The 25,086-nt window shown below is 33.4% G+C and carries 26 protein-coding genes and 1 tRNA gene; 10 read left to right on the top strand and 17 right to left on the bottom strand.

Features of this window, described 5'->3' with window-relative positions; all coding sequences use genetic code 11:
- Nucleotides 1-28: 28 nt before the first annotated feature.
- Complete coding sequence (locus tag FF52_RS23540; RefSeq protein ID WP_085949277.1) at nt 29-172, top strand: rSAM-modified peptide; 144 nt, start codon at nt 29-31, stop codon at nt 170-172.
- Nucleotides 173-195: 23 nt separating this feature from the next.
- Here FF52_RS23540 and FF52_RS13305 read toward each other — a convergent pair whose 3' ends face one another.
- Nucleotides 196-1,971, bottom strand: coding sequence for a helix-turn-helix domain-containing protein (locus tag FF52_RS13305; RefSeq protein WP_008466212.1), 1,776 nt, complete (start codon nt 1,969-1,971; stop codon nt 196-198).
- Nucleotides 1,972-2,136: 165 nt separating this feature from the next.
- Between FF52_RS13305 and FF52_RS13300 the strand changes: the two genes are divergently transcribed.
- The 6 genes from FF52_RS13300 (at nt 2,137) to FF52_RS13275 (ending at nt 7,093) form a co-directional block, all read left to right on the top strand.
- Entirely contained in the window at nt 2,137-3,315 is a 1,179-nt protein-coding gene (locus FF52_RS13300; protein ID WP_008466210.1) for an acyl-CoA dehydrogenase family protein, read from the top strand.
- 91 nt (nt 3,316-3,406) lie between these two features.
- Nucleotides 3,407-4,189, top strand: coding sequence for a DUF3050 domain-containing protein (locus FF52_RS13295; RefSeq protein ID WP_008466208.1), 783 nt, complete (start codon nt 3,407-3,409; stop codon nt 4,187-4,189).
- Between the two features lie 133 nt (nt 4,190-4,322).
- The gene (locus FF52_RS13290) at nt 4,323-5,096 is read left to right on the top strand and encodes a helix-turn-helix domain-containing protein (RefSeq protein WP_008466206.1); all 774 of its coding nucleotides are present in this window, start codon (nt 4,323-4,325) and stop codon (nt 5,094-5,096) included.
- A 67-nt stretch (nt 5,097-5,163) separates the two neighbouring features.
- The gene (locus FF52_RS13285; RefSeq protein ID WP_008466204.1) at nt 5,164-5,592 is read left to right on the top strand and encodes a hypothetical protein; all 429 of its coding nucleotides are present in this window, start codon (nt 5,164-5,166) and stop codon (nt 5,590-5,592) included.
- Nucleotides 5,593-5,644: 52 nt separating this feature from the next.
- Entirely contained in the window at nt 5,645-6,397 is a 753-nt protein-coding gene (locus FF52_RS13280) for an SGNH/GDSL hydrolase family protein (RefSeq protein WP_008466201.1), read from the top strand.
- A 189-nt stretch (nt 6,398-6,586) separates the two neighbouring features.
- On the top strand, nt 6,587-7,093 hold the full coding sequence (locus FF52_RS13275) for a GNAT family N-acetyltransferase (protein WP_008466198.1): 507 nt from the start codon (nt 6,587-6,589) through the stop codon (nt 7,091-7,093).
- Here FF52_RS13275 and FF52_RS13270 read toward each other — a convergent pair.
- From FF52_RS13270 to FF52_RS13225, 10 genes are all read right to left on the bottom strand, one after another.
- Nucleotides 7,083-8,114 (bottom strand): hypothetical protein, encoded by a 1,032-nt coding sequence (locus FF52_RS13270; protein ID WP_008466195.1) that lies wholly within the window; start codon nt 8,112-8,114, stop codon nt 7,083-7,085. The genes FF52_RS13275 and FF52_RS13270 overlap by 11 nt on opposite strands.
- Nucleotides 8,092-9,720: an NAD(P)/FAD-dependent oxidoreductase gene (locus FF52_RS13265; protein ID WP_008466193.1), complete on the bottom strand. Its 1,629-nt coding sequence runs from the start codon at nt 9,718-9,720 to the stop codon at nt 8,092-8,094. Before FF52_RS13265 ends, FF52_RS13270 begins: the two co-directional genes overlap by 23 nt.
- Nucleotides 9,695-11,215, bottom strand: coding sequence for a polyamine aminopropyltransferase (locus FF52_RS13260; protein ID WP_008466191.1), 1,521 nt, complete (start codon nt 11,213-11,215; stop codon nt 9,695-9,697). The genes FF52_RS13265 and FF52_RS13260 overlap by 26 nt, the downstream gene beginning before the upstream one ends.
- On the bottom strand, nt 11,208-11,423 hold the full coding sequence (locus tag FF52_RS13255; RefSeq protein ID WP_008466189.1) for a DUF350 domain-containing protein: 216 nt from the start codon (nt 11,421-11,423) through the stop codon (nt 11,208-11,210). The genes FF52_RS13260 and FF52_RS13255 overlap by 8 nt, the downstream gene beginning before the upstream one ends.
- Nucleotides 11,424-11,435: 12 nt before the next feature.
- Nucleotides 11,436-11,621 (bottom strand): hypothetical protein, encoded by a 186-nt coding sequence (locus FF52_RS13250; protein WP_119793609.1) that lies wholly within the window; start codon nt 11,619-11,621, stop codon nt 11,436-11,438.
- A gap of 1 nt (nt 11,622) precedes the next feature.
- Entirely contained in the window at nt 11,623-12,852 is a 1,230-nt protein-coding gene (locus tag FF52_RS13245; RefSeq protein ID WP_008466186.1) for a DUF4178 domain-containing protein, read from the bottom strand.
- A gap of 3 nt (nt 12,853-12,855) precedes the next feature.
- Complete coding sequence (locus FF52_RS13240; RefSeq protein WP_008466185.1) at nt 12,856-13,218, bottom strand: S-adenosylmethionine decarboxylase family protein; 363 nt, start codon at nt 13,216-13,218, stop codon at nt 12,856-12,858.
- A 91-nt stretch (nt 13,219-13,309) separates the two neighbouring features.
- On the bottom strand, nt 13,310-14,311 hold the full coding sequence (locus FF52_RS13235; protein ID WP_008466184.1) for a virulence RhuM family protein: 1,002 nt from the start codon (nt 14,309-14,311) through the stop codon (nt 13,310-13,312).
- 133 nt (nt 14,312-14,444) lie between these two features.
- Nucleotides 14,445-14,531: transfer RNA gene (locus FF52_RS13230), tRNA-Ser, on the bottom strand.
- 60 nt (nt 14,532-14,591) lie between these two features.
- Nucleotides 14,592-15,464, bottom strand: coding sequence for a LysR substrate-binding domain-containing protein (locus tag FF52_RS13225; RefSeq protein ID WP_008466183.1), 873 nt, complete (start codon nt 15,462-15,464; stop codon nt 14,592-14,594).
- A gap of 91 nt (nt 15,465-15,555) precedes the next feature.
- On the opposite strand from FF52_RS13225, the gene FF52_RS13220 reads away from it, so the two are divergent.
- Nucleotides 15,556-16,797, top strand: coding sequence for an MFS transporter (locus FF52_RS13220; RefSeq protein ID WP_008466182.1), 1,242 nt, complete (start codon nt 15,556-15,558; stop codon nt 16,795-16,797).
- A gap of 134 nt (nt 16,798-16,931) precedes the next feature.
- On the opposite strand, the gene FF52_RS13215 is transcribed toward FF52_RS13220, so the two are convergent.
- The 6 genes from FF52_RS13215 to FF52_RS13190 form a co-directional block, all read right to left on the bottom strand.
- Nucleotides 16,932-17,960: an asparaginase gene (locus FF52_RS13215; RefSeq protein ID WP_008466181.1), complete on the bottom strand. Its 1,029-nt coding sequence runs from the start codon at nt 17,958-17,960 to the stop codon at nt 16,932-16,934.
- On the bottom strand, nt 17,950-19,086 hold the full coding sequence (locus FF52_RS13210) for a 1-acyl-sn-glycerol-3-phosphate acyltransferase (RefSeq protein WP_008466179.1): 1,137 nt from the start codon (nt 19,084-19,086) through the stop codon (nt 17,950-17,952). The genes FF52_RS13215 and FF52_RS13210 overlap by 11 nt, the downstream gene beginning before the upstream one ends.
- 64 nt (nt 19,087-19,150) lie before the next feature.
- On the bottom strand, nt 19,151-19,930 hold the full coding sequence (locus FF52_RS13205; protein WP_008466177.1) for a TatD family hydrolase: 780 nt from the start codon (nt 19,928-19,930) through the stop codon (nt 19,151-19,153).
- A 379-nt stretch (nt 19,931-20,309) separates the two neighbouring features.
- Entirely contained in the window at nt 20,310-21,956 is a 1,647-nt protein-coding gene (locus tag FF52_RS13200) for a S41 family peptidase (protein ID WP_008466175.1), read from the bottom strand.
- 133 nt (nt 21,957-22,089) lie between these two features.
- Nucleotides 22,090-22,815, bottom strand: coding sequence for a tetratricopeptide repeat protein (locus FF52_RS13195; RefSeq protein ID WP_008466172.1), 726 nt, complete (start codon nt 22,813-22,815; stop codon nt 22,090-22,092).
- Between the two features lie 2 nt (nt 22,816-22,817).
- Nucleotides 22,818-23,402 (bottom strand): RNA polymerase sigma factor, encoded by a 585-nt coding sequence (locus FF52_RS13190; RefSeq protein WP_008466170.1) that lies wholly within the window; start codon nt 23,400-23,402, stop codon nt 22,818-22,820.
- Between the two features lie 130 nt (nt 23,403-23,532).
- On the opposite strand from FF52_RS13190, the gene FF52_RS13185 reads away from it, so the two are divergent.
- Both FF52_RS13185 and FF52_RS13180 read left to right on the top strand, forming a co-directional pair.
- The gene (locus tag FF52_RS13185; RefSeq protein WP_008466168.1) at nt 23,533-23,832 is read left to right on the top strand and encodes a hypothetical protein; all 300 of its coding nucleotides are present in this window, start codon (nt 23,533-23,535) and stop codon (nt 23,830-23,832) included.
- A 178-nt stretch (nt 23,833-24,010) separates the two neighbouring features.
- A complete protein-coding gene (locus FF52_RS13180) occupies nt 24,011-24,994 on the top strand; it encodes a hypothetical protein (protein ID WP_008466166.1) in 984 nt (327 codons plus the stop codon).
- Nucleotides 24,995-25,086 lie beyond the last annotated feature (92 nt).

The following is a 25,086-nucleotide window of genomic DNA, read 5'->3' as shown; positions in this document are numbered from 1 at the left end:
TTTAAAAGTAAATCAAAAAAATCAAGTCATGAAAAATAGCAAATTAACATTCGAAGATTTTCTACTAGATACAATTTCTAAAAAAGAACAAAAAACAATTAAAGGGGGAGATGAAGAACCGCTTCCTGAGCCATATCCAAGTAAAGGAAATGGTGGTAACGGAAGTACATAAAAATTACAATCAATTTATTAAAACTAGATATTATTCGCAAACTGAGCTGGAGACACTCCAGTTCTTTTGCGAAATGATTTTGCAAAAGAAACTGCATTTTTAAATCCTACGCTTTCCGCAATTGCTTGTGTAGAATATTTGCGGTACAAATGGTTTGTAATCATTTGGTTAATAACATAATTAATCTTCAACTCATTAGAATATTCACTAAAAGATTTTCCAAATCTTTTATTCACAACATAAGATAGATAAGTAGTATTGGTTTTTATTTTTTTAGCGACATAAGAAAGCGTAAAATCAGCATTTAAATATTCTAGTTTTTCTTCTAAAGCCAATAATTTTTCGACTATCTTATTTTCTTTAGCCTCATCAATACTCAAATTTGCATTTTCCTTTTTCAACGCAACATCTTCTGTTTCAATAACCTCCATAGCCGCTTTTTCAAAAGGTTCTTTCTCTATTCTTGTTTTTTCAATTTCTTTTTTCTCCAGATTAGCTTTGAACTCTTCAATTAAAGCGTTCATTTTCTTTTGGGCTTTATTTTTATCCCGAATATTTTTTATAAGGAAAAATACAATTCCGATTACAAGAATAACATAAAATATTTTTAATGCTTTATTCCAAAACACTTCATATTTATACTTCTCCTGAACACTAATCATCTCGTCACTAAGGTCTGCTGTTCCCAGTTTGTAGTTTACCTCTAATGTCTCTTCCCTAAGATTTCCTTCATATTTCTCATAAGCATCCAAGTATAGCTTGGAATATTTATAAGCCTGCTCGGGTTCATTTTTGATACTGTAGATTTTAGCTTGTATATAATTAGACTTAAAATAACTATTATCTATAGTCTTAGTCTTTTGGCTAATAGAATCTACCTTTTTTAAAAATATAAGAGCTTTATCGTATTTCTTTATAGAATAATAAAGATCCCCTAAATTATAATTCGCAATTTGATACAAATCTTCATTATCAGTCTGTTTTGCATAAAAGGAGATATCATAATAAATTTTTTCAGCATTTACATAATCCTTTTTAATCAGATAAATATTTCCTAAACTAAGTTTAGAAATAGTCTTGTTGTCAATAAATCTATCCGAATAGGCTATACTTTTTTTATAATAATATTCTGCAGAATCTAATAAATATGCTTTTTCTCGATTCTTGTAGTAATATCCTTCATAAGAATTTCCAAGATTTGTGTAAGTATTACTTTTAGAATTCTGAAACTGATCTTTTTCATACAAACTCTCATTCTGATCGAGAAATGCATCATTCTGTTTTAAGATTTTTATAGACAACTGATAATTACCAACGCCTTCATTTAGTAAAGCAATATTGGCTTTAAATTTTACAATTTGTACAACATCATTTATTTTAGAAGAAAGTTTGACTCCTTCCTGATAACTGCTAAGAGCTTTACCATAGTTTGATCTTTTCCAGAAAGTAAGGCCTCTGTAGTTGCATAAATACGCATGTAACTTTATTTTATCATTAGACTCTGGAATTTTAGCTAAATGCTTTATTGCTTCTGAATACATTTTATCAGATTGACTAGCATTTCCTTTTAGTTGATACAGGTAAGAACCTGCAGCATAAGCGAAGGCTTGATGAATCTCATTTTTAGACTTAATCATCTGATTTACATAAGATAAACCCTCATCATAATTTCCATTAATGCTAAAACGAATTTTATCCTGTAATTCTAAGTACTTTTGTTCCGTGAGCTCTCCTGTAGTTTGAGCAGCCCCACTGGAATAGATTAATAGTAAAAAGAAAAAAGAGATGATCAGCCTCATTTAGTTTGTTTTTGGAATTCAAAAATAGTCTATAAATTATCAATAAACTACAATTTATTTGCCAAATTCCTATTAATATTATTTTTACTATAAATAAATATAACATTTTAACATGTATTTGTTATATTTTTATTGTGTAAATTTGCTTTGCTAAATTTAAAAATCATGAAACCAGACCTATTTCAATCTCCAGATTATTTTAACTTAGACGATTTACTATCTGACGAACATAAATTAGTTCGCGAATCTGCTCGTGCTTGGGTTAAAAAAGAAGTTTCTCCTATTATAGAAGAATACGCGCAAAAAGCAGAATTTCCTAAACAAATTATTAAAGGTCTTGGAGAAATCGGTGGTTTCGGACCTTATATTCCTGTAGAATATGGCGGAGCAGGATTAGACCAAATTTCTTATGGTTTAATTATGCAGGAAATAGAAAGAGGTGATTCTGGTGTAAGATCTACCTCATCTGTTCAGTCTTCTCTAGTCATGTATCCTATTTGGAAATATGGAAACGAAGAACAAAGAATGAAATATCTTCCAAAGCTTGCTACGGGAGAATATATAGGCTGTTTCGGATTAACCGAACCAGATCACGGTTCTGATCCTGGAAGTATGATTACCAATTTTAAAGATATGGGAGATCATTATCTTTTAAATGGTGCCAAAATGTGGATTTCTAATGCTCCTTTTGCTGATATAGCGATTGTTTGGGCTAAAAATGAAGAAGGAAGAATTCACGGTTTAATTGTAGAACGAGGAATGGAAGGCTTTACAACGCCAGAAACTCATAACAAATGGTCATTACGTGCTTCTGCGACTGGAGAATTAATTTTTGATAATGTAAAAGTTCCAAAAGAAAATCTTCTACCAAATAAATCTGGTCTTGGCGCCCCTCTTGGCTGTTTAGATTCTGCGCGTTACGGAATCGCATGGGGAGCAATCGGAGCTGCAATGGATTGTTATGATACAGCTTTAAGATATTCAAAAGAAAGAATTCAGTTTGGAAAACCGATTGGAGGAACTCAGTTACAGCAGAAAAAACTGGCAGAAATGATTACCGAAATCACAAAAGCACAACTATTAACTTGGCGTTTAGGTGTTTTAAGAAATGAAGGTAGAGCAACTTCTGCTCAAATTTCGATGGCAAAACGCAACAACGTAAATATGGCCATAACCATCGCTAGAGAAGCAAGACAAATGCTCGGAGGCATGGGGATTACTGGCGAATACTCCATCATGCGACACATGATGAACCTTGAAAGTGTTATTACGTATGAAGGAACTCACGACATACATTTATTGATAACAGGAATGGATGTGACTGGAATTCCAGCATTTAAATAAACACTAATTATTAAAATATACATAAAATCAATCTAAAAAGCTTCTTCTTGACGGAGAAGCTTTTTATCTTTGCATCAAAATTTTTTCAAAAATGAATATCGAAACGATAAACAAAAGCATTCAACCTCAAAAAGACCAACTATTAAACCACTCTTTATACAATAAGATTCAAAATATAAATGATCTTCATAGCTTTCTAGAAACTCACGTTTTTGCTGTTTGGGATTTTATGTCACTTTTAAAAGCCTTACAGGCCAAACTTACTTGTACAACAACACCTTGGTTTGCTACCAAAAATCCAGAAACACGTTATTTGATTAATGAAATTGTTCTTGCAGAAGAGAGCGATTTAAGTATTGATGGAAGAAGACAAAGCCACTACGAAATGTATCTTGAAGCTATGGAAGACTGTGGCGCAGATACAACAGGAGTTTTAAAATTCTTATCAGAGGTGACCTCTCTTCATAATATATTCGTAGCAATCAAACAAAGCTCACTGCATCCAAATGTAAAAGCCTTTTTAGATTTTACTTTTAGAGTTATCGAAGAAGGAAAATCACACGAAATTGCAGCAGCATTTACTTTTGGAAGAGAAGATTTGATTCCGAGTATGTTTACTGAAATTTTGAAAAACTTCCAGAAAAACCTTCCGGAAACCGATTTAGCAAAATTACTATACTATTTTGAAAGACATATCGAATTGGATGCCGATGAACATGGACCAATGGCTATGCAAATGATTACAGAACTGTGTGAAAACGATGCTCAAAAATGGAAAGAAGTTGAAGAAGTTTCGATTCTTGCTCTAGAAAAACGCATCGGACTTTGGAATGCTATCGAGGAAGAAATTTTGATGAAAGCCGAAATGGTTTAAAAATTACTATAAGTTATGTAACATAACTTATTTCTTAAAAATTCCAATAACTGAAACTGTTTAATGACAGATAAGTTATTGGAATTTTGTTTTTTCATACCTTTGACATTCAGCCTGTTGAAAATACTTTCAAATGAACATTATCGATTTCATTCCAACAGAACAGTTAAGACCTTTTATTAAGACTTACAGAATTATCGAAAGCGAAGACGAATTGGTAAACCGGGTTTTACCCAGCACCTCTCTAGCAATTGGTTTTCGTTGCAAAGGCTATGTTAATTATATTAAAGAAAATCAGCACGAAAAACTGCCCGTTTCTACAATTTCAGGTATTCGCAAATCAGTACGATTAATTAATTACGCAAAAGATACGGCAACTCTTATCATTCAGTTTAAAGAAGCTGGAGCTAAAGCTTTTTTTAAAGAACCGCTTCATGAATTATTCGAAGAAAGTGTTTCGCTCGACAACTTTATTCCACAGCAAAAAACTGCCATTATCGAAGAACTTTTAGTGGAAGCCAAAACCAACAATCAAAAAATTGCAGTTATAGAACAGTTTCTTTTATCAAGACTGCACAATTACAAACCCGACAATCTAATCTCTGCTGCCATTACTATCATACAATCAAAAAAAGGCATCGTTAAAATAAAAGAGCTTGCTGATGCGCTTTTTATCAGTCAAGACGCATTTGAAAAAAGGTTCCGAAAAACAATTGGATCTTCTCCGAAACAATTTTGCTATGTTGTTCGCATAAAATCAATTATCGATCACAAACAAAAAAATCAAAACCTCATCGATCTGGCTATTGATGCCGGATATTTTGACCAGCCCCATTTTAATAAAGATTTCAAGTTGTTTACAGGACAAACTCCAAGTGAGTTTTTCAATTTTCCTTCTTTTTGGTAAATCAATGATTTTTTACAAGGATTAAGTTTTCACAATTCTGAATTTTACATCAATAAAAACAGGAGTTATGAAAACAAATATTTTAATCGGAATTGTCTTTTTGATATTATTCAACTATAGAACAAATGCTCAATCAACAACAATCAATTCAGAAATTGAACTTAAAAAATCAGAAACCATGCAACAAATTTTTATCGATAAATTTATTGTTCCCGAAAAATCAAAACAAGAATTTTTAGAACGAGTATGCATTAACCGAAACTTCATAAAACATTTAAACGGCTTTGTAAATGACAATGCGTACGAACGCATTGACGAAAATGGAAATTTAATTTACTTAACGATTGCTATCTGGAAAAATGAAACAGTCTTGAAAAGCGCCAAAGAGGCCGTGCAAGCTTACTATAAAAAAGAAGGTTTTAATATCTCTGAAATGTTTGCAAGATTAAATATCACCATGGAAAGAAATATTTATAAAGAAGCCGTAAAACCGTAACGCCCTATTTAACGTAACTATTTGTTTAAAGCCAATTTAATTTAAAAAAATTATGAAACCAGATTTTAAACAGATAGTTATTGTTATACTCTCAGGATTTCTTTTGAGCTGCAGTTCAGATGAACCCTCATCTCCTACGACAACCACTCCTCCAGTTGTAAATCCGCCTACAACAAATCCTCCAATTTCGAGTTCTGTAAATTATTTGGCATTAGGCGACAGTTACACTATTGGTCAGAGCGTTTGCGAAACATGTCGTTTTCCAGAACAGCTCAAAGCAAGTTTAAACGCCATGTACTCTAGTACAATTTCATTAAAAATAATTGCAACAACTGGCTGGACAACATCTAATTTGCTTTCAGCAATCGAATCGCAAAAACCAGAATCCAATTATGATTTGGTAACGCTTTTAATTGGGGTTAACAATCAATATCAGCACAAAAGCTTTTCTGTTTATGAAAAAGAATTTCCTGAATTGGTCAATAAAGCTATTATGCTGGCCAAAGGTGATCGAAAAAATGTTGTTGTCATTTCTATTCCTGATTATGCTTACACGCCCTATGGACAAAGTTTATTCGGACAGCAAAGCACCACAATTTCTGCAGAAATAGATCAATATAATTCTTTTGCAGAAAACTATTGCAATAACAATCAGGTTGCTTTTGTTTCGATTACAGATATTACGCGTATGGGGTTAAGCAATCCAAATCTTGTTGCCTCAGACGGTTTACATCCTTCCCAAACAGCTTACAAAATGTTTGTAGACAGAATGATGCCGAAAGTCAAAATCGCTTTACAGAATTAGTTTTTTAATTTCTTGAAGCAGAACATTCATTTTCAAAACAAATTTAGTCCCGCTATCCACTATATCTTTTGTTCTGAACCCCAGAACAAAAGGATATCGTTTCTATCGGGGCTAGATTAGAAGTTATCCGCTTTAAGAAAATATACTTAATTTTGCCTGGATAAATTCTTAAAATACAAGCACTACGTAATGATTATTTCTAAAACTACAATACAAGATATCGATGCCGTTTTCAATATTTACAATCAAGCTACATCATATCAAAAGACAGTAAACAATAAAAGCTGGAGAGGTTTTGAAAGAGCATTAATAGAAAAAGAAATTGCTGAAAATCGCCATTACATAATCAAAGAAGGAAACGAAATTGCTTGTACATTTGTGATTACTTTTAATGATTTAATTATTTGGAAGGAAGCCAGTAAAGATCCTGCTATTTACCTTCATCGCATTGCTACCAGTCCAAAATTTAGAGGACGATCTTATGTCAAAAAAATTATTGAATGGGCTAAAGAATATGCCAAACAAAAAGGTAAAGAATATATTAGGCTTGACACACACAGCGGAAATGAAAGAATAAATAAATATTACAGCAGCTGTGGCTTCACTTACAAAGGAATAAGCACTATCGAATGGACAAACGAATTACCAGAACATTATAAAGAAGGTTCTTTTAGTTTGTTTGAAATTAAACTCTAGATTTAGTTTTGGTTTTCCAAATAAAACCATCCAATAAATAATGTGTAAACTGTGGTACGGTCAATAAAGGAACTAACAAAATCTGCCAGCTTGAAAAATCAAAATTTGTGATGCTGATATTTTCATTCCAAACAAAAAATTCCCAAAGAAATTCTTCCGAAAAAGCAATCAAAAGCAAAATTCCAATGTAAATTAAAAGACCTTTATACTGTTTTAAAAAAGATAAACGCCCCAATTCTGTTTCCGATTTTCCGTCAATTTCTTTAAAATAAACCAAAGCCATATACGGAATTCCATGCGATACGACATTTAACAAAGTAAAAATCAAATCGTCATTAAAATACACAATTCCAAAATACCAGGACAAAGCAGTTCCCAGAATAATGCTGTTTTTTGGAATATTAAAAAATCGGTTCTGAATTGATTTTACAGCCGTATAAACCACATACAGAATCAAAATCCCAATATAAACCCAAAACAGGATTTCTAGAATTCTTTGATTTTCAAACCTAAAAAATTCATTTTCTACAAACCAGTTGAATTTTCGCTTAGACGAAAAAAACCAATATAGCATCGGGTATCCAGTTGAAGCATAAATCGCAAGATTATCAATCCAAATCGAGATTTTGGTCTTCGTTTCTTTTCTGGCGTACAATCTCATAAAACCATATTGCTGTCTTATAAAATGAAAAACAGCTACGTAAGCCAAAAAAGACCAAAAAACTAAACTTCCGAAAGAGAAAAGCACAATTCCGGTTACGAAACAAAAAAGCGGCAACAGAATCAATCTTCTTTTTTGTTTCTGAAATTCATCTGCAACAAAATAAGTTTTGAATAAAGTTGCATAAACGTGTGCAACATCAATAAACACAATCAGGAAAAGCCAAGTATAAAAAGAATAATATTCTTCAATCTGAGCAATATAATCCTGAAAAATGAAAATGATCGCCAAAACAAAAAATGACGGACCAATTATAAAAGCTAAATCGGTTTTGGCTTTATGAATCCACGGTTGTTCCATCTATAATTTCATTTACAACATTAATTCCCTGATGAAAAGCTTCTTCAAAAATCGAAATTCCTGATAAATCGCTATGAGCAAAATATATTTTATTTTGAATGTTTTGCTTGGCTTGTTTTTTCGCTTCTCCAAAAATAAAGCCTGGAGCAGGCGAAATCATTCCGTGCCCCAAAAGAAACACTTCTATATCTTCTGTACATTCTTCAATATCTGGATGCGCCACTTTTAAGTCATTCAAAACAAACTGTTTCCAATATTCTTTGTCTTTTTTATACAGCTCTTTTCTGGTTTTCTTCAAATCGGCAGACGAAAAACTATAATAATATGTAATCACTTTTTTGTCCTGAACCTGATTCACGGTCTGATGCTGATCGTAAACATATCCCAAACCTTTTGCATCATAAATTACATTGTCCCAAGAAAGCGGAAAACTAAAATCATCTGATAAATCATTTACAATCAGCGTTGCCAAAAGCCAAGGCGTGTAATGAAAATATTCAGTAAACGCTTTTCTGTCTTCAATCAAATATTGATTCACAAACTGCGGAGAACTCATAATCACTTTATCAGCAATTATTTCAACCGAGGTTTTACTTACATCATCAAAAGCTTTTGCAATCACTTTATTGTTCTCTACTTTGACTTCATAAACCAAATGATTTTTGAGCGTTTTGTCTTTCGTATATTTTTTCAAATGATTGGCTAAACGCGAATTTCCTTCTGACCACGTTAAAACGCTGTCGTGTTTTTCGGGTGTCGAATCTTGTTTTCTTCCGGCAAAATAATGGATTCCCGCCCAAGCCGAAACATATTCGATTCCTAAACCAAAATCATCTTTACAGCAATAATCGATATAATTGAACAAAGGCTCAGACGTAAAATGATTGTCTTTGCACCACTGTTTCATGGTAATTTTATCCAAAGCTCTTGTTTTGATATCAGATGAAGAAAGATAAAGCGGAATATCAAATAAATATTTCTGGTCTTCTCCTTTGGCGATTCTAAACGCATCCATTTTTTTGAAGAATTTGTCAAACTCTACATCATCAGAAATCAAATTTCCTTCTTTTGGAACGACGCCTTCCTGCCAGTTATTTTTATAGAACAAACGTTCGTCTGGCGCAAAAGTCAATTGCAATTCATCAAAAATTGGAAAACCTTTTTCACTATAACCTAAAATTATTTTTTCTTCTTCTAGAAAACGAAGCAGTTCTTTATCTTGGAAATTAGGCAAAGGCAAATAATGCGCTCCCAAAGGATATTTGGAATATTTATTTTCTCCATTAGAAGAATTTCCGCCCAAATGATTTTCTAATTCTACTATCAAAAAATCTGAAATTCCTTTTTTATGAAATTGGCGCGCTGCACTTAAACCCGAAATTCCTCCGCCGACAATTAGATACGGAATCTGGATTTGTTTCGTTGGTTTAGGAAAATCTTTAATCCACAAACGATGACCAAGCAAGTGTTTAGTTCCAGATAAACGAATCATCATCGCCGCAATTTTATCCGAACAAAACTGCAGAAACGGAACTGCAATTAAAGCCGCGCCAACTACTTTTATAAAGCTCCTTCTGGATTTATTGCAGTTTTCCCCACTCTTCATCAAAATAGCGTACTAAAATCTGGTTGTCTAAACGATTGATTTCAATTTGGTTTGAAATCATATCGTTTGTAAAATAATTGAATCGATCGAATTGATAATTGTAAAATTTCAATCCGTCTGCTTTTCGGTTTACGGTATTAAAAGTAGTTCCGAAACCGTTTATGGCAATCGTGTAACCCCATTCTCCAAACGACGGAACATAAGCGTGATAGGCATCAACTTGCGGAAAAACCTGCATGACCGTTTTATTAATACACCAAAAAGATTTTGGCGCAAAATATGGCGATGTAGTTTGTATCACAACTGTAGCATCAGGTTTTAAAATGGTATTTATGGTTTGATAAAAATTCAGCGAATACAATTTCCCCAAACTATAATTGGATGGATCTGGAAAATCGATTATCGCCACATCGTATTTTTCTTTATTGTTTTTCGCCCAAATATAAGCGTCGGTATTGATTACGGTAACTTTAGGATTATTCAACGAATTCTGATTGAAATTCGTCAATACCGAATTGGTTTTGAACAGTTTTGTCATTCCTTCGTCCAAATCTACCAAAGTCACTTTTTGAACGTCTTTGTATCTCAGAATTTCACGAACCGCGAGACCATCTCCACCACCCAAAACCAAAACGTTTTTGACGCTTTTAGCCATCGACATTGCGGGATGAACTAAAGCCTCGTGATAACGATATTCGTCAGCAGAACTAAATTGTAGGTTATTATTCAAATAAAGCCTGTAATCGCTCTTATTATGTGTTAAAACGATACGCTGATACGGTGTCGAATTCGTATAAATGATATTTTCTCCGTATAATTTCCCTTCTGAATACGCGAGAATATCATTGGAAAAAATAAAAACAACCAATAATAATACAAAAGATAAAACGGCTTTTGCTCTTAATAAAGAAGGTTTCTTCAATTCTCTTTTCAATAAAAAACATAAGGCAATAGCAATGCTCACATTGATCATTCCGAAGAAAAGAGAAGTTCCCATGATGCCCAATTTTGGCACCAGAACCAACGGAAATAAAATAGAAGCCAAAAGCGCTCCGATATAATCAAAAGTAAAAACATTCGAAACCAGATCTTTAAATTCGACTCTATCTTTTAAAATATTCATTAATAGTGGAATCTCCAATCCGACCAAAAATCCGGTTACGAAAACAAATAAATATAAAATGAATTGAAAAGAACCCACATTTTCAAACAGCAGAAACAAAATTACTGAGCTTAGACCACCGATAAGTCCGACCAAAATTTCGATTTCTACAAAAGTATTAAGCAGATTCTTATTGAAAAACTTTGAAAAAAAAGAGCCTATACCCATAGAAAATAGATATACGCCGATAATAAATGAAAACTGTTTTACCGAATCGCCTAATAAATAACTGGCCAAAGTTCCTGCAACCAACTCATAAATAAGTCCGCAAGTGGCAATTATAAATACGGCAAAGAGTAAAAGAAATTCAAATCTAAGAAACTTTTTACCCATGAATTGCGGCACTAATAATCATGGAAATCCCGATGATAAATGCTGCCAAAACAATGGCAACAGCAACATTATTTTTTTCTACAACTTCTTTCCAAGTATTCTCTGGAGTCAATTTTTCGATAATATAATAACCGATTAGCAAAATAACTATTCCTAAAAAAGAATAAAGAATCGAGTTTACTATTGGCTGTGCGTGAAATAATTCCATATTTGATAGTTTTTATTTGTGGTAAAAATGGTTAAAAGATGAACGGCTTCCGCTCGTTGTTGATCGGTAGCTTTCTGTAGTTTCACAATCGCAGATTCTGTTTCCTGCTAGAGCAAAATACATGTAAACCCCAAAGCAAAAGAATCCAATTGCTAATGGCGCCCAATTATTGGCAAAGAAATCTGAAATTTTTTTCATATTATTCATAAGTTGAGTAGGAACTGTCTGCCCATCTCTCTTTTTCAAATTGATTTTTAAAATATCGTATGATGAAATAAATTATAACCATACCTAGAATAACTAAACCTAAATTTCGACTTGAAGGCTGATTCCAGACCACATTAACATTCATTTCGCTATTAGAAGAATCTTCTGGGGCTTTCATTGGTGTAATCAAAAGATGATATTTTCCTCCTTTTACACCACAGATATTAAACTTTTCATACTGGCTTCCTTCTGTCCAAGATTCTCCGTCAGAGTAACCATGATAGTATTCGATGTCTTTATTAGCATAAATTTCATCGCCATTATCTTCATTAATTAAAGCGACATTTATATTGGCCCATGAATTATTAACCTCAGTCGAAACGCTAATAGTCATAGGAGCCGAAGCGCCTTTGAGCACAAAAGATGGAGTGGTAATTTCTTTATTATCAAATTCGCTGAACTTAATTTTACTATTAAAAACGTTTTGTTCAACCTGATCTTTATAAATATACCAGTTTGCAGTTATAATCAATAAAGCAAAAAGACAGAAAATAATGGCAGTATTGCGAAGGTCAAAACGAGACGGTTGAATCATGTTTACGCCAAACTGATACGGCATTGTTCTTTTCGGAAAGGCTTTCTGAATGACGCTTTTTTTCATATACTCGCCATGAAATGCTGATTGCACATTGTTCATCCTTTCTATAGAGATGATGTTTGGCGGATTTATAAATTCTGCCAAATGAATTAATTTGTTTTGAGGAAGTGCAAAATCAAAAAAACCTTGCGCGTCTATGATTTCAGCATCCGAATGTTCAAACAAATCGTAATCTATACCATCATGGTCTAAAACTGTAACTCCTCCTCTTAATTCTGCAATATTTTCCATTTCGGTAAGCATCATCCAATGCCCGTTTGAAACAGAAAGATATAGAAACTCTTTAGCTTCGTTCTGCAAAATAAATTCTGTCCAAGTATAATCAGGATGTACTTTTTTTCTTAGCAAACCTGTGACTTTGTATTCGCTACCCTTCAAAAACCCAACATCGCCAATTTCCAATGGATAATCTCTGAGTACGTTTTTATACTGAGATCTCCTTCTAAATTGCCCCTCTTTATCACGAGCATATAAACTCTGACATTTCGGACAAACAAAATTGACAACTTCAAAACCAACCTCTAACTCGGTTTCTGTATTACAATCGTAACAAGGAATCTTCATATCTTATCGGTTAATTTCAAAATCTTTAATAATTTCTGCTTCAAAATAGGCAACATAATCGGCTATAACGGCACGCACTTTATGCGAGTTATCCTGAAGATAATTGCACAAATAAACGTCCAAAGTCAACTGATTGTATTCTGGCCAAGTGTGTATACAAATATGAGATTCTTTCAGGCAGTATGAAATTGTAAAACTTTCGTTTTCGAAGTCATGCACTACAACGCCAACCTTCTCAAGTTCGTACTTTTCTAAAATGGAATCGGTAACTGCAACAAAGCCTTTGCTGTTGGTAAGCTTAGAAATTTCGTCTACATGTAGAGTAACCAGTTTATGCAATCCTGGCGAATAAGGAGGTAAATCCATTAAGTTATTTATATTACACAGGAGCCAAATATATAATATTTCTAGAATAAAAAAATGCGGGAAACCGTATTTTGAAAATAACTTTTTAGGACTATGTGTTTTGCGATTTTTTCTTTACGATTATGTTTTTATTTGTTTCTTCTATATTTTTTATAAAATGTCTTTCAGCTTCAGAAAGATCATTTTTAGTTTGCTCTTTATATTTTATATATTCATCATTTGCTTTGTCTAAAGCCTTTTGATGACTCACTGAACCATTATGCTCTAAAATCTCATTACCTGTAATTTTAATAAATTCGTCAAGCTTTTCAATCCACGTTTTCATATACATTGGCTTTCTATTTAATGCTTGTATTTCTGCCAGATCTAAATATGCTGTCACCATTCGATTCAAAACATTTAACTCATCTTCATTCAAATAATTTTTAGCTATTTCTATTTCTTGTTTCGTCGGTTTTTCACCTCTAAAATTAGTCAAACCTAAATTTGGCAACTGAGCATTTATACGCTCATAAATGACTTCGGCTGCTGTATGTCCGTGAGCCGCCCAATGCATCTTGTTTTGTATCGTTTGAAAAAATAATTTACTACTTTCTGCCCTTGGATCATAATCTACACTTGTCGCATAAATATCTAAAACCTTTCTCCAAAATACTTTTTCAGATGAACGAATATCACGAATACGTGCCAATAATTCTTCAAAATAGCTTTCGTTGTCTGTTTGTTTTAGCATTTCGTCATTCATCGTAAAGCCTTTTACGATATATTCACGAAGTCTTGCCGTCGCCCATTGACGAAATCGTGTTCCTTGAAAGCTCTTAACTCTATATCCAACCGAGATTATAACATCAAGATTATAAAACTTAACTGGTTTATCTGAATTTGCAATGTGCAAAATTTGCACATTGCTTTTTTCCTCTAATTCACCTTCTTTGAAAACATTTGCAATATGCTTGGTAATCACACTTCTATCTTTACCAAAAAGCTCTGACATTTGCGCTTGTGTAAGCCAAACAGTATCATTTTCTAATCGTGTTTGAATTTTAATCAAACCATCAGCTGTACTATATATTATGATTTCACTTTTTGTCATTTTCTTTTTCCATTTATTGAATCTTAAAATAAGATAATGAAACTGAATACAAATCTTGCATAACTGTAGAAAGTTAATAAAAAAACCTCGAAATACAGATTCCGAGGTTTGGTATTATTTTAATTAAAATTTGCAGAGAAGAAGGGATTCGAACCCTCGATACAGTTACCCATATACTAGCTTTCCAGGCTAGCTCCTTAAACCACTCGGACACCTCTCTATTTTGGTCTGCAAATAACACAAAAAAATCTGACTTTACAAAAGTAAAATCAAAGTTACTTCAGATGCTCTTTCTAAATTCTTCCATAAACAGTTTTACGGCCTTTTTCTGGTAACCTCCCATTGTTAACATATATGAATCTCTTTTGGTCGAAACTCCTGTAATTTGTATTGCTTTAAGGCTATGTTCCCAACCTTTCAAAGCTTTTTCAGCTACAATAGTTGCCCAATCGCTATTTTCTACCATTTGCAGTAAAGCATGAATCGAATTTAATTCGATCGAAATTTTTGGTTTCATGTTATGTTTTACAAACAGCAACTCTACATATTCGCGCGAATTGGAACCTTTTCCCGGAAGAATCAAAGGTACTTCAGCTATTTTTTTAAATGGTATTTTGTCTATTTCAGCCAAAGCATGATTTTTTGAAACTGCCATAACCATATTTGAAGTAAACAAAGGCACTTTTTGAATTGGAGGACCAATTTCGTGAGACGAAATTACCAAAACCAAATCCAATTCATTATTAATCAGTTTTTGCTCTAAAGCTTCTGTTGTACCATATTCTACAATTATTCTCAAATCCTGGTATCTTTTGGCAAATGCATTTACAACAGGCAGAATCAATAATCCAAAAATATAAGTTACGCCAATTCGGAGTTCTCCGCCAATCATTTCGTTTAAATCCTCAATCGCCTGTTTGCCGTTTTCTAGATTTTCGACCACTTTTTTAGCATGAATCAGAAAAACGGCTCCTGCTTCTGTCAACTGCACTTTTTTTCCGATTCGTTTAAACAATGGCATTCCGAGCTCTTCTTCTAGCTTTTTAATTTGCTGCGAAAGTCCTGATTGCGTTACAAAACACAACTCTGCCGCTTTTGTAAAATGCAAAACTTCAGCGGTTTTAATAAAATACTGCAATTGATAGATTTCCATATTGATAAGTTTTACTACTTATTATAAGTAAAATTATTAATTTTTCTAATGAAATCATAATTCCGAACTTTGTAATCAAATAATAAAGATCATGTTTAAAGCCTTAAAATCTAAAAATTTCAAGTTATTCTTTTACGGACAATCTGTTTCAGTTATCGGAACCTGGATGCAGAAAACAGCCGTAAGCTGGATGGTTTATAGTATAACAGGATCGGTATTTTTATTGGGATTAGCGACTTTTTTAAGTATGATACCGTCTCTGTTTCTGGCACCTCTTGCCGGAAGTATTATTGGGCGTTATGACAGACACCGCGCTATGATGGTATTGCAGTCTTTGGCAATGCTTCAGGCAGGAACTTTGGCTCTACTTATTTATCTCAAAATTTATAATATCAATTTTATTCTGGCACTCAGCCTTGTTCAAGGAATTATCAATGCTTTTGATATGACTTGCCGCCAGACTATGATGATTGACATTGTTGACAATAAAGAAGACCTTCCAAACGCAGTTGCACTTAACTCGACTATGAACAATTTTGCCCGAATCGCGGGGCCTGCGCTTGCGGGAATTATTCTGCATCAATATGGAGAAGACATCTGTTTTATTGGAAACTTTATGAGTTATGTGCCTGTTTTAATTTCGCTAATGCTAATGAAAATTACACCGCATATTAAAGCAGAAAACAAGCTTAAAATGCTGGACGATCTTATAGAAGGGCTTGATTACGTAAAAAAAGAAAGCGAAATGGCAAGAATGCTCTTAATGCTAACTTGCAGCAGTTTGTTTGTAATTTCTTTTAATACTTTGATGCCTGTTTTTGCGAAAGACATTTTTAGCGGAAACGCCGAAACTTTCAGCTGGTTTGAAAGCGCAGCCGGAGTCGGCTCAATTTTATCTGCTATTTATCTTGCCAATTTAAAATCGGCTGAAAATATGGGAAAATTAATGATTGCCGCCAGTCTCTTACTTGGGTTTAGCATTATTATCCTAGCCGTTTCTAATAGCATTACAATTGCGCTAATCTGTATGACTCTAAGCGGAATCGGAATGATGGGACAAACTTCATCTATCAACATTTATATTCAGACACATAGTATTGTCAGTATGCGCTCTAGAAGCATCAGTTATTATATGATGGCGTATCAGGGAATGATTCCTGTGGGAAGTTTAATTATTGGTTATGTTTCGCACTCGCTTGGCGTAAGAGCCACAGTTGCTATTCAGGGAATAATCTGTATTCTTTCTGTTTTGATTTATATCTATTACAAAAAACACAAAGCCTCTGATGAATTGGAAACTTGCCCGGTAACTTATAAAAATTCCAAATTTTAAAAGGAAATCTCAAATTCCAATTTTCCACAAACTTTGGTTAAGCAAAAATTTCAATAAAAAAATCCCAAATTCCAACTTTAGATTTTGGAATTTGGGATTTGGGATTTGGGATTTTTAAAATATTGCAATTTAAACTATGATATTTCCCCGCGAAGTGCAGTTTCAAAAATATCTTTAAACTCGTTTTGCGGAATATTATGTCCAAGCAAATACATTAATTTTGTAATTGCTGCCTCGGTTGTAATGTCTTTTCCAGAAATAACTCCTAACGATTTCAAAGCTGTACTAGTTTCGTATTGTCCCATGTTTACACTTCCGCCTGAACATTGCGTTACGTTTACGATATGTATTCCAGATTTGATGGCTTTTTCGATTAAGTTTAAAAACCAATCTTCAGTTGGTGCATTTCCAGAACCGTAAGTTTCTAGAATAATTCCTCTCAACCCTTTAGTTGCAAGGATGGAAGCCAGAACAATTTCACTCATTCCTGGGAATATTTTGATGATGGCAACGTGATTGTCTAAATTCTTATGAACAATCAGTTTTGCATTTTTATTTACAGGAAGAAATAAATGTCTGTTTAATGTTAAATGAACACCAGATTCTACCAATTCAGGATAATTTGGTGCTGTAAAGGCCCTGAAATGTTCAGCATTTACTTTAGAAGTTCGGTTTCCGCGGTATAATTTGTATTCAAAATATAAGCAGACTTCTGTAATAACTGGCTTTCCATTTTCCTGAAGAGAAGCAATTTGAATTGCTGTTATCAGATTTTCTTTGGCGTCGGTGCGCAAATCCCCAATTGGCAATTGCGAACCTGTAAACACAACTGGTTTTGACAAATTCTCCAGCATAAAACTCAATGCCGAAGCCGAATACGACATGGTATCAGATCCGTGAAGGACAACAAATCCGTCGTAAGAATTATAATTTTCCTCAATGATTGTGGCGATTTTGGTCCACATTTGAGGATTCATATTTGAAGAATCTATTGGATGTTCGAAGGAAATCGACTCGATTTCGCAATCCAATTGCTTGATTTCTGGTATTTTCTGAATTAATTTACCAAAATTGAAGGCTTTCAGTGCTCCAGTTTCAAAATCTTTGCTCATACCGATGGTTCCTCCGGTATAAACCAATAATATTTTTGCTTTAGATGACATCTTGGTATTTTAATTTGTTGACAACAGGATTGGCATACATAGCTAAAAATCCTTGTCTTGTCACAGGATTATCACTTCCGATACGCATTTCTAAACGGCGCTCAAAAAGCTGTTTTTCGCTCTCTTTATATTTATGAGCAAATTTGTCTGTTTCGTTTAAAATATCGTAAGCAATAAAATTTGTTGGCCATAATTGATAATTTTTCAAGATTACATCATCAATAGTCTGCGCCAACGCTTGAACCTGTTTGTTTACATTATCATTTTCTGCCACAATGTGATCGATTTCACTATCTAAAACATCTCCGACAGAAATGTGTATTCTCTTTTTAGTTCCCATGATACCGCTAATGATATTCATGAAATCTTCGTTTTTATCTTTTACGTACACTTCGTTGTTTGCTTCTGCCATTAATTGCGGCATCTTTAAAACATCTGTCGGATCATATTCGTATGAAATAGAGACAGGAACGATTTTTAATTTCTTAAAATAATTCATCAAATCTTCTTCATCAGAAGCCATTCCAATCATTTTTAAAACTCCTGGATTGGTTTCGTCATTTCCATCTTTCGTTCTTCCTTCTCTTTGAGCAATCCAAACCGAACGGTTTTCGCGAAGCAGCAATTGTCCCATATATTCAGACAACAATTTTGAACTTTGAAGCATTTCTCTTGGAGACAAACCTCTTAGAACCAAGAAGTTTCTATTTAATTTTGCCAAAGTTGCCAAAAAAGCTTTCTTCACTAAATTGTCTCCAATTGCCGAAGCTGTCATTACTAAACCATGTTCAAACAAACAGACATTTAGCAAGGTTGTATCCAGAAGAATATCTCTGTGATTTGAGATAAATAGATAAGAAGTATTGGGTTCCAGTTTTTCAAAACCTGATGTGGTAAGACCTTCAGAGCTTTTTTCTAAAACTTTTTGGATCGTGTTATAAATAAAGTTGCATTGAAAATCTCGTATAGAATGGGTTTTCTTCAATTGTTCCTTCCAAACCTCATCTTCTACATCCGGAAAAGTAAAGTTCATCATGGTTTTCATCATAGGATGATTGACCACCGCATGAAGTGCTTCATTTATTTCGGAATCATAAAACGGTCGAATGGCATCAAATTTCTGCATTATTTATAATTGTTTAAAGTGGGCAAAAGAACAAAAAAAAATTTAAAGTTTTGTAAGGCTCAGGTTAAATCCCAAAAACGTCTTTTGAGTTTTGGGTTGTGATTGCTGCAATTTCTTCTGTAGAAACGCCATACACATCACTTAATTTAACTATAACGTTGACCAAATAACTGCTTTCATTTCTTTTTCCTCTATATGGAATGGGCGCTAAGTACGGTGAATCGGTCTCTAAAACGATATGTTTTAAATCGATTTGATTTAAAAACTGATCAATTTTCCCGTTCTTAAAAGTAACAACTCCACCAATTCCCAATTTCATATTATAAGAAATGGCGCGCTCTGCTTGTTCTAAAGTTCCGGAAAAACAATGAAAAATCCCAAACAAATCTTCAGATTTTTCTTCTTCTAATACTTCAAAAATCTCATCAAACGCTTCTCTGCAATGAATTACAATGGGTAATTTATACTGTTTTGCCAGCTGAATTTGTCTTTTAAAAGCAATTTGCTGCTCTTTTAGATGTGTTTTATCCCAATACAAATCGATTCCGATTTCGCCAACTGCGTAGAATTTTCTTTTAGACAATTCTGTTTCCACATGAGCTAATTCTTCCAAATAATTATCTTTCACGTAAGTGGGATGCAAACCCATCATTAGAAATATATTTTCAGGATAATTTTTTTCTAAATCGTACATCGATTGTGTTGCTGCAGCATCGATTGCAGGAATAAAAAAACGTGTAATTCCCGCATCAATAGCGCGCTGAATCATTTCGTCACGATCCTGATCAAATTCTTCAGAATATAAATGCGTGTGGGTATCGGTAATAATGGGTGTTGAATTCAAGGCTGTAATTTTAAAGTGCCAAAATTACGACAATATTAAAAGAATAGCAATTCTGTTGCGATTGAGGTACGCGGATGAAACGAATTCACTTTGTGAAAACACGAAATGTCACGGATTTTATTTTTGTCACGCTGAGCGGAGTCGAAGCCCTAATCGCTAATCTTTATGGATTCTCAATGCGATCCTTCGACTTCACTCAGGGTGAAAAAAAAACCTTTGTCAAAAGTTGTACACTTTGACAAAGGCCAGAACAATAACAACCTATTTTTTATCATTCTAAGGAACGAAGGACCTCACAAGAAGCTTCGAGGAGAAAACCCCCATTTTTTCTCTCGATCAGCTAGTGCGATCCCTCGTTACTCAGTACGACAAACTGGGTTTATTTTCCTGTTTCTATATATAGCAAAGCGCGTTCCAAAACTTCATCTCTGCCTTCTTTTATCCCTTTTATTGTTGGTTTTACCTCAATATCGGGTACAATTCCTACACGTTGGGTTTCTCTTCCATCGGGATAATAAACTCCAATTCCTGAAAAGCCTGTATGAAACCCGCTAAAATCAAATTCAAAAACGTTTCCGTCTGCCCCTGCGGTCTGACTTCCTATTATTGTGGTATTTCCCGCTGTTTGAAAACACATTGCCGTCCATTCTGACTGGCTTATAGAATCTTCATTAAGCAATACAATGACTTTACCTTTATAATTTTCTTTATTTTCGGTTCCACATTTTCTTCCCTCTGTCCATTCATAACGTCCAGGATAGTTTAAATAAGGCATTGTGTACTGGCAAAATTCTTTTTCCTTCGAATTCAAAAATGCAGCAATCTCTTCAAAAGTTCCGTTTGGATAATTTCTCATATCAAAAACAATTGCTTTTGTCAATTTGAGAGCATCAATCATATCAGGAACATTTTTAGGTTTAATAACGCCCATGTTTACATAACCGATATTATGATCCAAAAGTTTGAATTTATCTTTCTTTTTCTGAGCTCCTTTTTTAAATTCATTTCGGTGTGAATCATGATAATTAAACCAAGTCATTTCTTTTGTCTCGCATTTTCCATCGTTCATAAATTCTACATTTACCTTTTCAGATTCGCTTACTAAAATTGAGCGTAGAACTTTGTCCAGAAAAGCGGCTTCGTTTGAAGCAGAAATCATATCTCTTTTCTCTTCGATAATTTCTCTGATGCTCCTGTTGTTTATTTTAGTAATTACAGTTCCTATTTTGATGTTGTCAGCTTCTGCCAGACTATCTCCCAAAATCTCTGTAATTACCAATTTTTTATCTATTACTTTACCAGTCGCAGGAAAATAATAAAAGCTCTTTTTGGCTGTTGCTGAAGGATATATATGAAACTCTACATGACTGTCATCGAGTTTTGCCGCTGTTTTTCGTAATACTTTATAAAAATCTTCTGGAGTATTCGACTGAACAACAGAAGGTAAAATTTCATTTAACGTTTTATCCCATTTCTGATCCATTACATATTTATACGGGAAATAATATTCTACCACATTCCAATAAGCATAAAGCATCAAAAGCTTTGTGTTTTTATCAGTATAATCTAGATTAAAATAATTTTTTAAATTTTTAAAACAGTCAAAACTTGGCCCAAATTCCTCATTGCTTTGAAATCTATTTTCTTCAATAAATTTTAATTTTTTTGAAAGTTTTTTAGAAAACAATTTGTCATTAAACCAGCTTAAATCCAAATTTTTGTCAAAGAATTTAACATCTTTTGACAGAACAATTGGAGCTACTTCTTTTACAGTTCCCAAATCATCAATCCAATTTTCTAAAATTAAAGAAAACTCTTCTTTAGTTTGTGCTTTTTCAATTAAAGGCAATTTTTCTAAAAGCTGATTGTCCCAATTCAATTCTCCGCTGGCAATTTTTGGATGATAATATTTTAAAAATCCCCAAACTTTGCAAGTTGCAGCCAATTTTTCGGTCTGGGTAATGCTACCCAAACCAAAAATGGTCTGAGAAAAAACAAGAAGAAAAATTATTACAACTTTTTTCATTTAGCTTTTCTGGTTAACTTAAATTGTTTTTGGAACAAGTTCTTGTAAAAAGAAAATCGAATTTAGAACTAAAATTCCAAATTCGATTGAGGTTTCCCGTAAAGAGGTAAATTTTTTCTTAAATAATTAGAATTTAATCCAATTCTTCTAAAAGCTGTTCAACTTCATCATAATCTTCATAGTCTTGTGAAATTGTCTGTAAAATGGCTTTACAGTCATCATATTTTCCTTGTTTTAATTTAGATAAAGCTAGATTCCATTTTGCTTTTTCTTTATAAACAGAATTTCCGGCTTCCAATTCTTTAAATATATTTTCTGCTTTTACGTATTTGCCAACTTGCAATAATGAAACGGCGTAGAAATATTTAATCTCGTCTGAATTGTTTTCTTTTAAAATCATTTCAAAAATCGGAATCGCTGTTTCATATCTTTTTCCGTTGAAATTATTCTCTGCTTGTTTTAAAATGGCCTCAGAAACGCCTCTTTCTGTAAAATAAGCACTTTCTGGGTGATTATAATCTTCAAAATTTGGATAATGCTTATAATCAAAGAAAAACAATCCAAACATAATAATTATAGATGCCGCTGCTGCAAAATACCAGGGTTTAAGCGAAGCTACTTTATTTTCCTTTTTATTAAAATATTTATCTGAAATTCTGGTCAAGTTTCCTTTAAAGATTTCTCTTTCCTGTTCTTGTCCGAATTTATTCTCCAACTGAAAATGCATTTCTTTGAAACTTTCAAACTCCGAAGCCAATGCAGCATCCTCAGATAATTGTTTCTCAAAATTGTTTTTTTCATCAACGGTCAGTTCGCCTTGAAGATATTGATCAAATAATATATAGCGTTCTTCGTTCATGATTAATTGTTTTTTAAAGAGTTAAAATTTTTCGCTTCTTGAATCCACTGCGTCAGCTGGCCTACACACAACGATTTCTTTTTTCGGACATAACCGTAAGTCACATTGAGTTTTTGGGCTACTTCTTCCATTGATTTTAGAGAAAAACTGAGTTTCAAAACTTCTTGGCATTTCTCTCCCAATTTTTGAAACATGGTTTCGAAAAGCTTCTGTTTTTCATCAAATTCTTCTGCCTGTGCAATCAATTCGTGAGCAGATTCATTGATAGATACCACATTCTCATAAATTGTTACCCCTTTATTGGCAGAATTTTTCAATTCGTTTAGCCAACATCTTTTGCAGAGCAAGAAAAAATAGGCGTCAAACGGACAAGTGAGCTGAAGTTTCTTGGCTTTCGCCTGATTAAAAAGCAAAATCATAATTTCCTGAATCACATCCTGCGCCTGATCTTTATCTCCAGAATTATTGGTGATAAACTGAACTACTTTGGGCGCAAATTTTTTATATATCATTTCGATAACTAGTGAATCGTTTGCAGCAAGTCCGTCGATATATTTTTGATCAGGATGAATTTTATTTTGATCCATAAAAAAGCATTTTACAGCTAATTTAAAAAAAGAATCTTAAAAATTTTCAAAAATAAGAGGTAACAATATTACAATCAATTGTATATATCGAAACAAAAGTCTTTTAAAAACCTTTAAAAAATTAAAAGAAATGGAAAGTTACCAATATATCAATGAAAAAAATCTAGATCGGTTTTACGAAATAATCGCTGCTAAAACACGTAACGGTTTTGTAATTACAGAACAAAATGAAAAACTGCCTTATGTGGTTTTGTCTAAAGAAAAGAAAAACATAAATCATACTTTTCATTTGTTTCTAAGCGTATTCACTTTTGGCATCTGGCTAATTGTCTGGATTTATCTTATTCTAAAATTCTCCTGCAAAAAAGACATTTTGGTCGCTGTTGACGAAGATGGAAATCTTTTTGAAGACAAATGCATTTCTATTTAAATAAAACTGAGGTAACAAATTTTGACGTCAATTGATATAAGCACATAAAAGCCCTTTAAAATATTTTTTGAAAAGAGGGTAACAAAATCTAACCCGAGTTGATATAACATTAAAATTAATTAACCAAATCTGAAAACTACTTGAAACAATCAAGCCAGATTTATAAAAACTAGAAATTATGAAAACAAATTTTAAAAAAATCGGACTTTTAATAATAGCGATGACAACGTTCGCAAGCTGCGATAATAGCGACGGAGAAGATTTCAAAATTTCGCCTCCTACTTCTGAAGCGTTTAAAAGCATTAGCGAAAAAGGAGTAAAAAGAAACACGCAAAATTTTACTATGACCGCAGGAAACGGCGTTGTTACATTAACTTCAGCAAAGGGTGTAAAGCTTTACATTAACGGAGATTGTTTAACCAAAAACGGAAATCCTGTAACTGGGCAAGTCGATATTGAATACATCGAACTTTTTGATAAAGGAAATATGCTGGTTACCAACAAACCAACTATGGGAATTACCGCAGACGGGAAGAAAAATCTTTTAATTTCTGGAGGAGAATTCTTCATCAAAGCAACTCAGGGAGGAGTCGAATTGCAAACTTCTTGCAGTATGAATATGATCGTTCCGACTGCATTGACAAATGGTTTTGATAACCTAATGACTTTGTGGACTGGAGTTATCGAGGAAGATGGCAATTTGGCTTGGAGGGAAGCAAAAGCAAATGCTGATGGAACTGATGGAAAAGGCGGTGTACAAGGTGAATTAAACAATTATTATGTGACTTTCGGTAAATTCGGTTGGACCAACGTAGATCGTTTTTACCACGATCCAAGACCAAAAACAACTCTTTTAGTTGATGTTCCAGACGGATACAACAATACAAACAGTGCCGTTTTTCTTTCTTACGATGGAGAAGGCAAAAATGCACTTGCTCAATTGGACACTTATACAGCTGAAGGATTGTTTAGCGAACATTACGGTCAAATTCCGATTGGATTAGCTTGCCATATCATTTTTGCAACAGAAGATAACGGAAACTGGCGCTATGCGATAAAAGGCGTGACAATTTCTGCAAATGCGGTTTACGAATTTAATTTAGCCGAAACAACAGTCGGCACCGAAGCTCAACTAGTTGCTGCAATTAATGCCATACAGTAACTTCTAAATGCTTTTTTTGAGAAAAAGTGGTGATTTGCTCATCACTTTTTTTTACATTTAATCTTGTTTGAGATTTCATTCAGAAATTTTTA

This window comes from Flavobacterium sp. F52 (genome assembly GCF_000278705.1).
Classification (GTDB): domain Bacteria; phylum Bacteroidota; class Bacteroidia; order Flavobacteriales; family Flavobacteriaceae; genus Flavobacterium; species Flavobacterium anhuiense.
The sequence above is the reverse complement of the archived record's forward strand: the minus strand, read 5'-3'. Positions and strand labels throughout refer to the sequence as shown.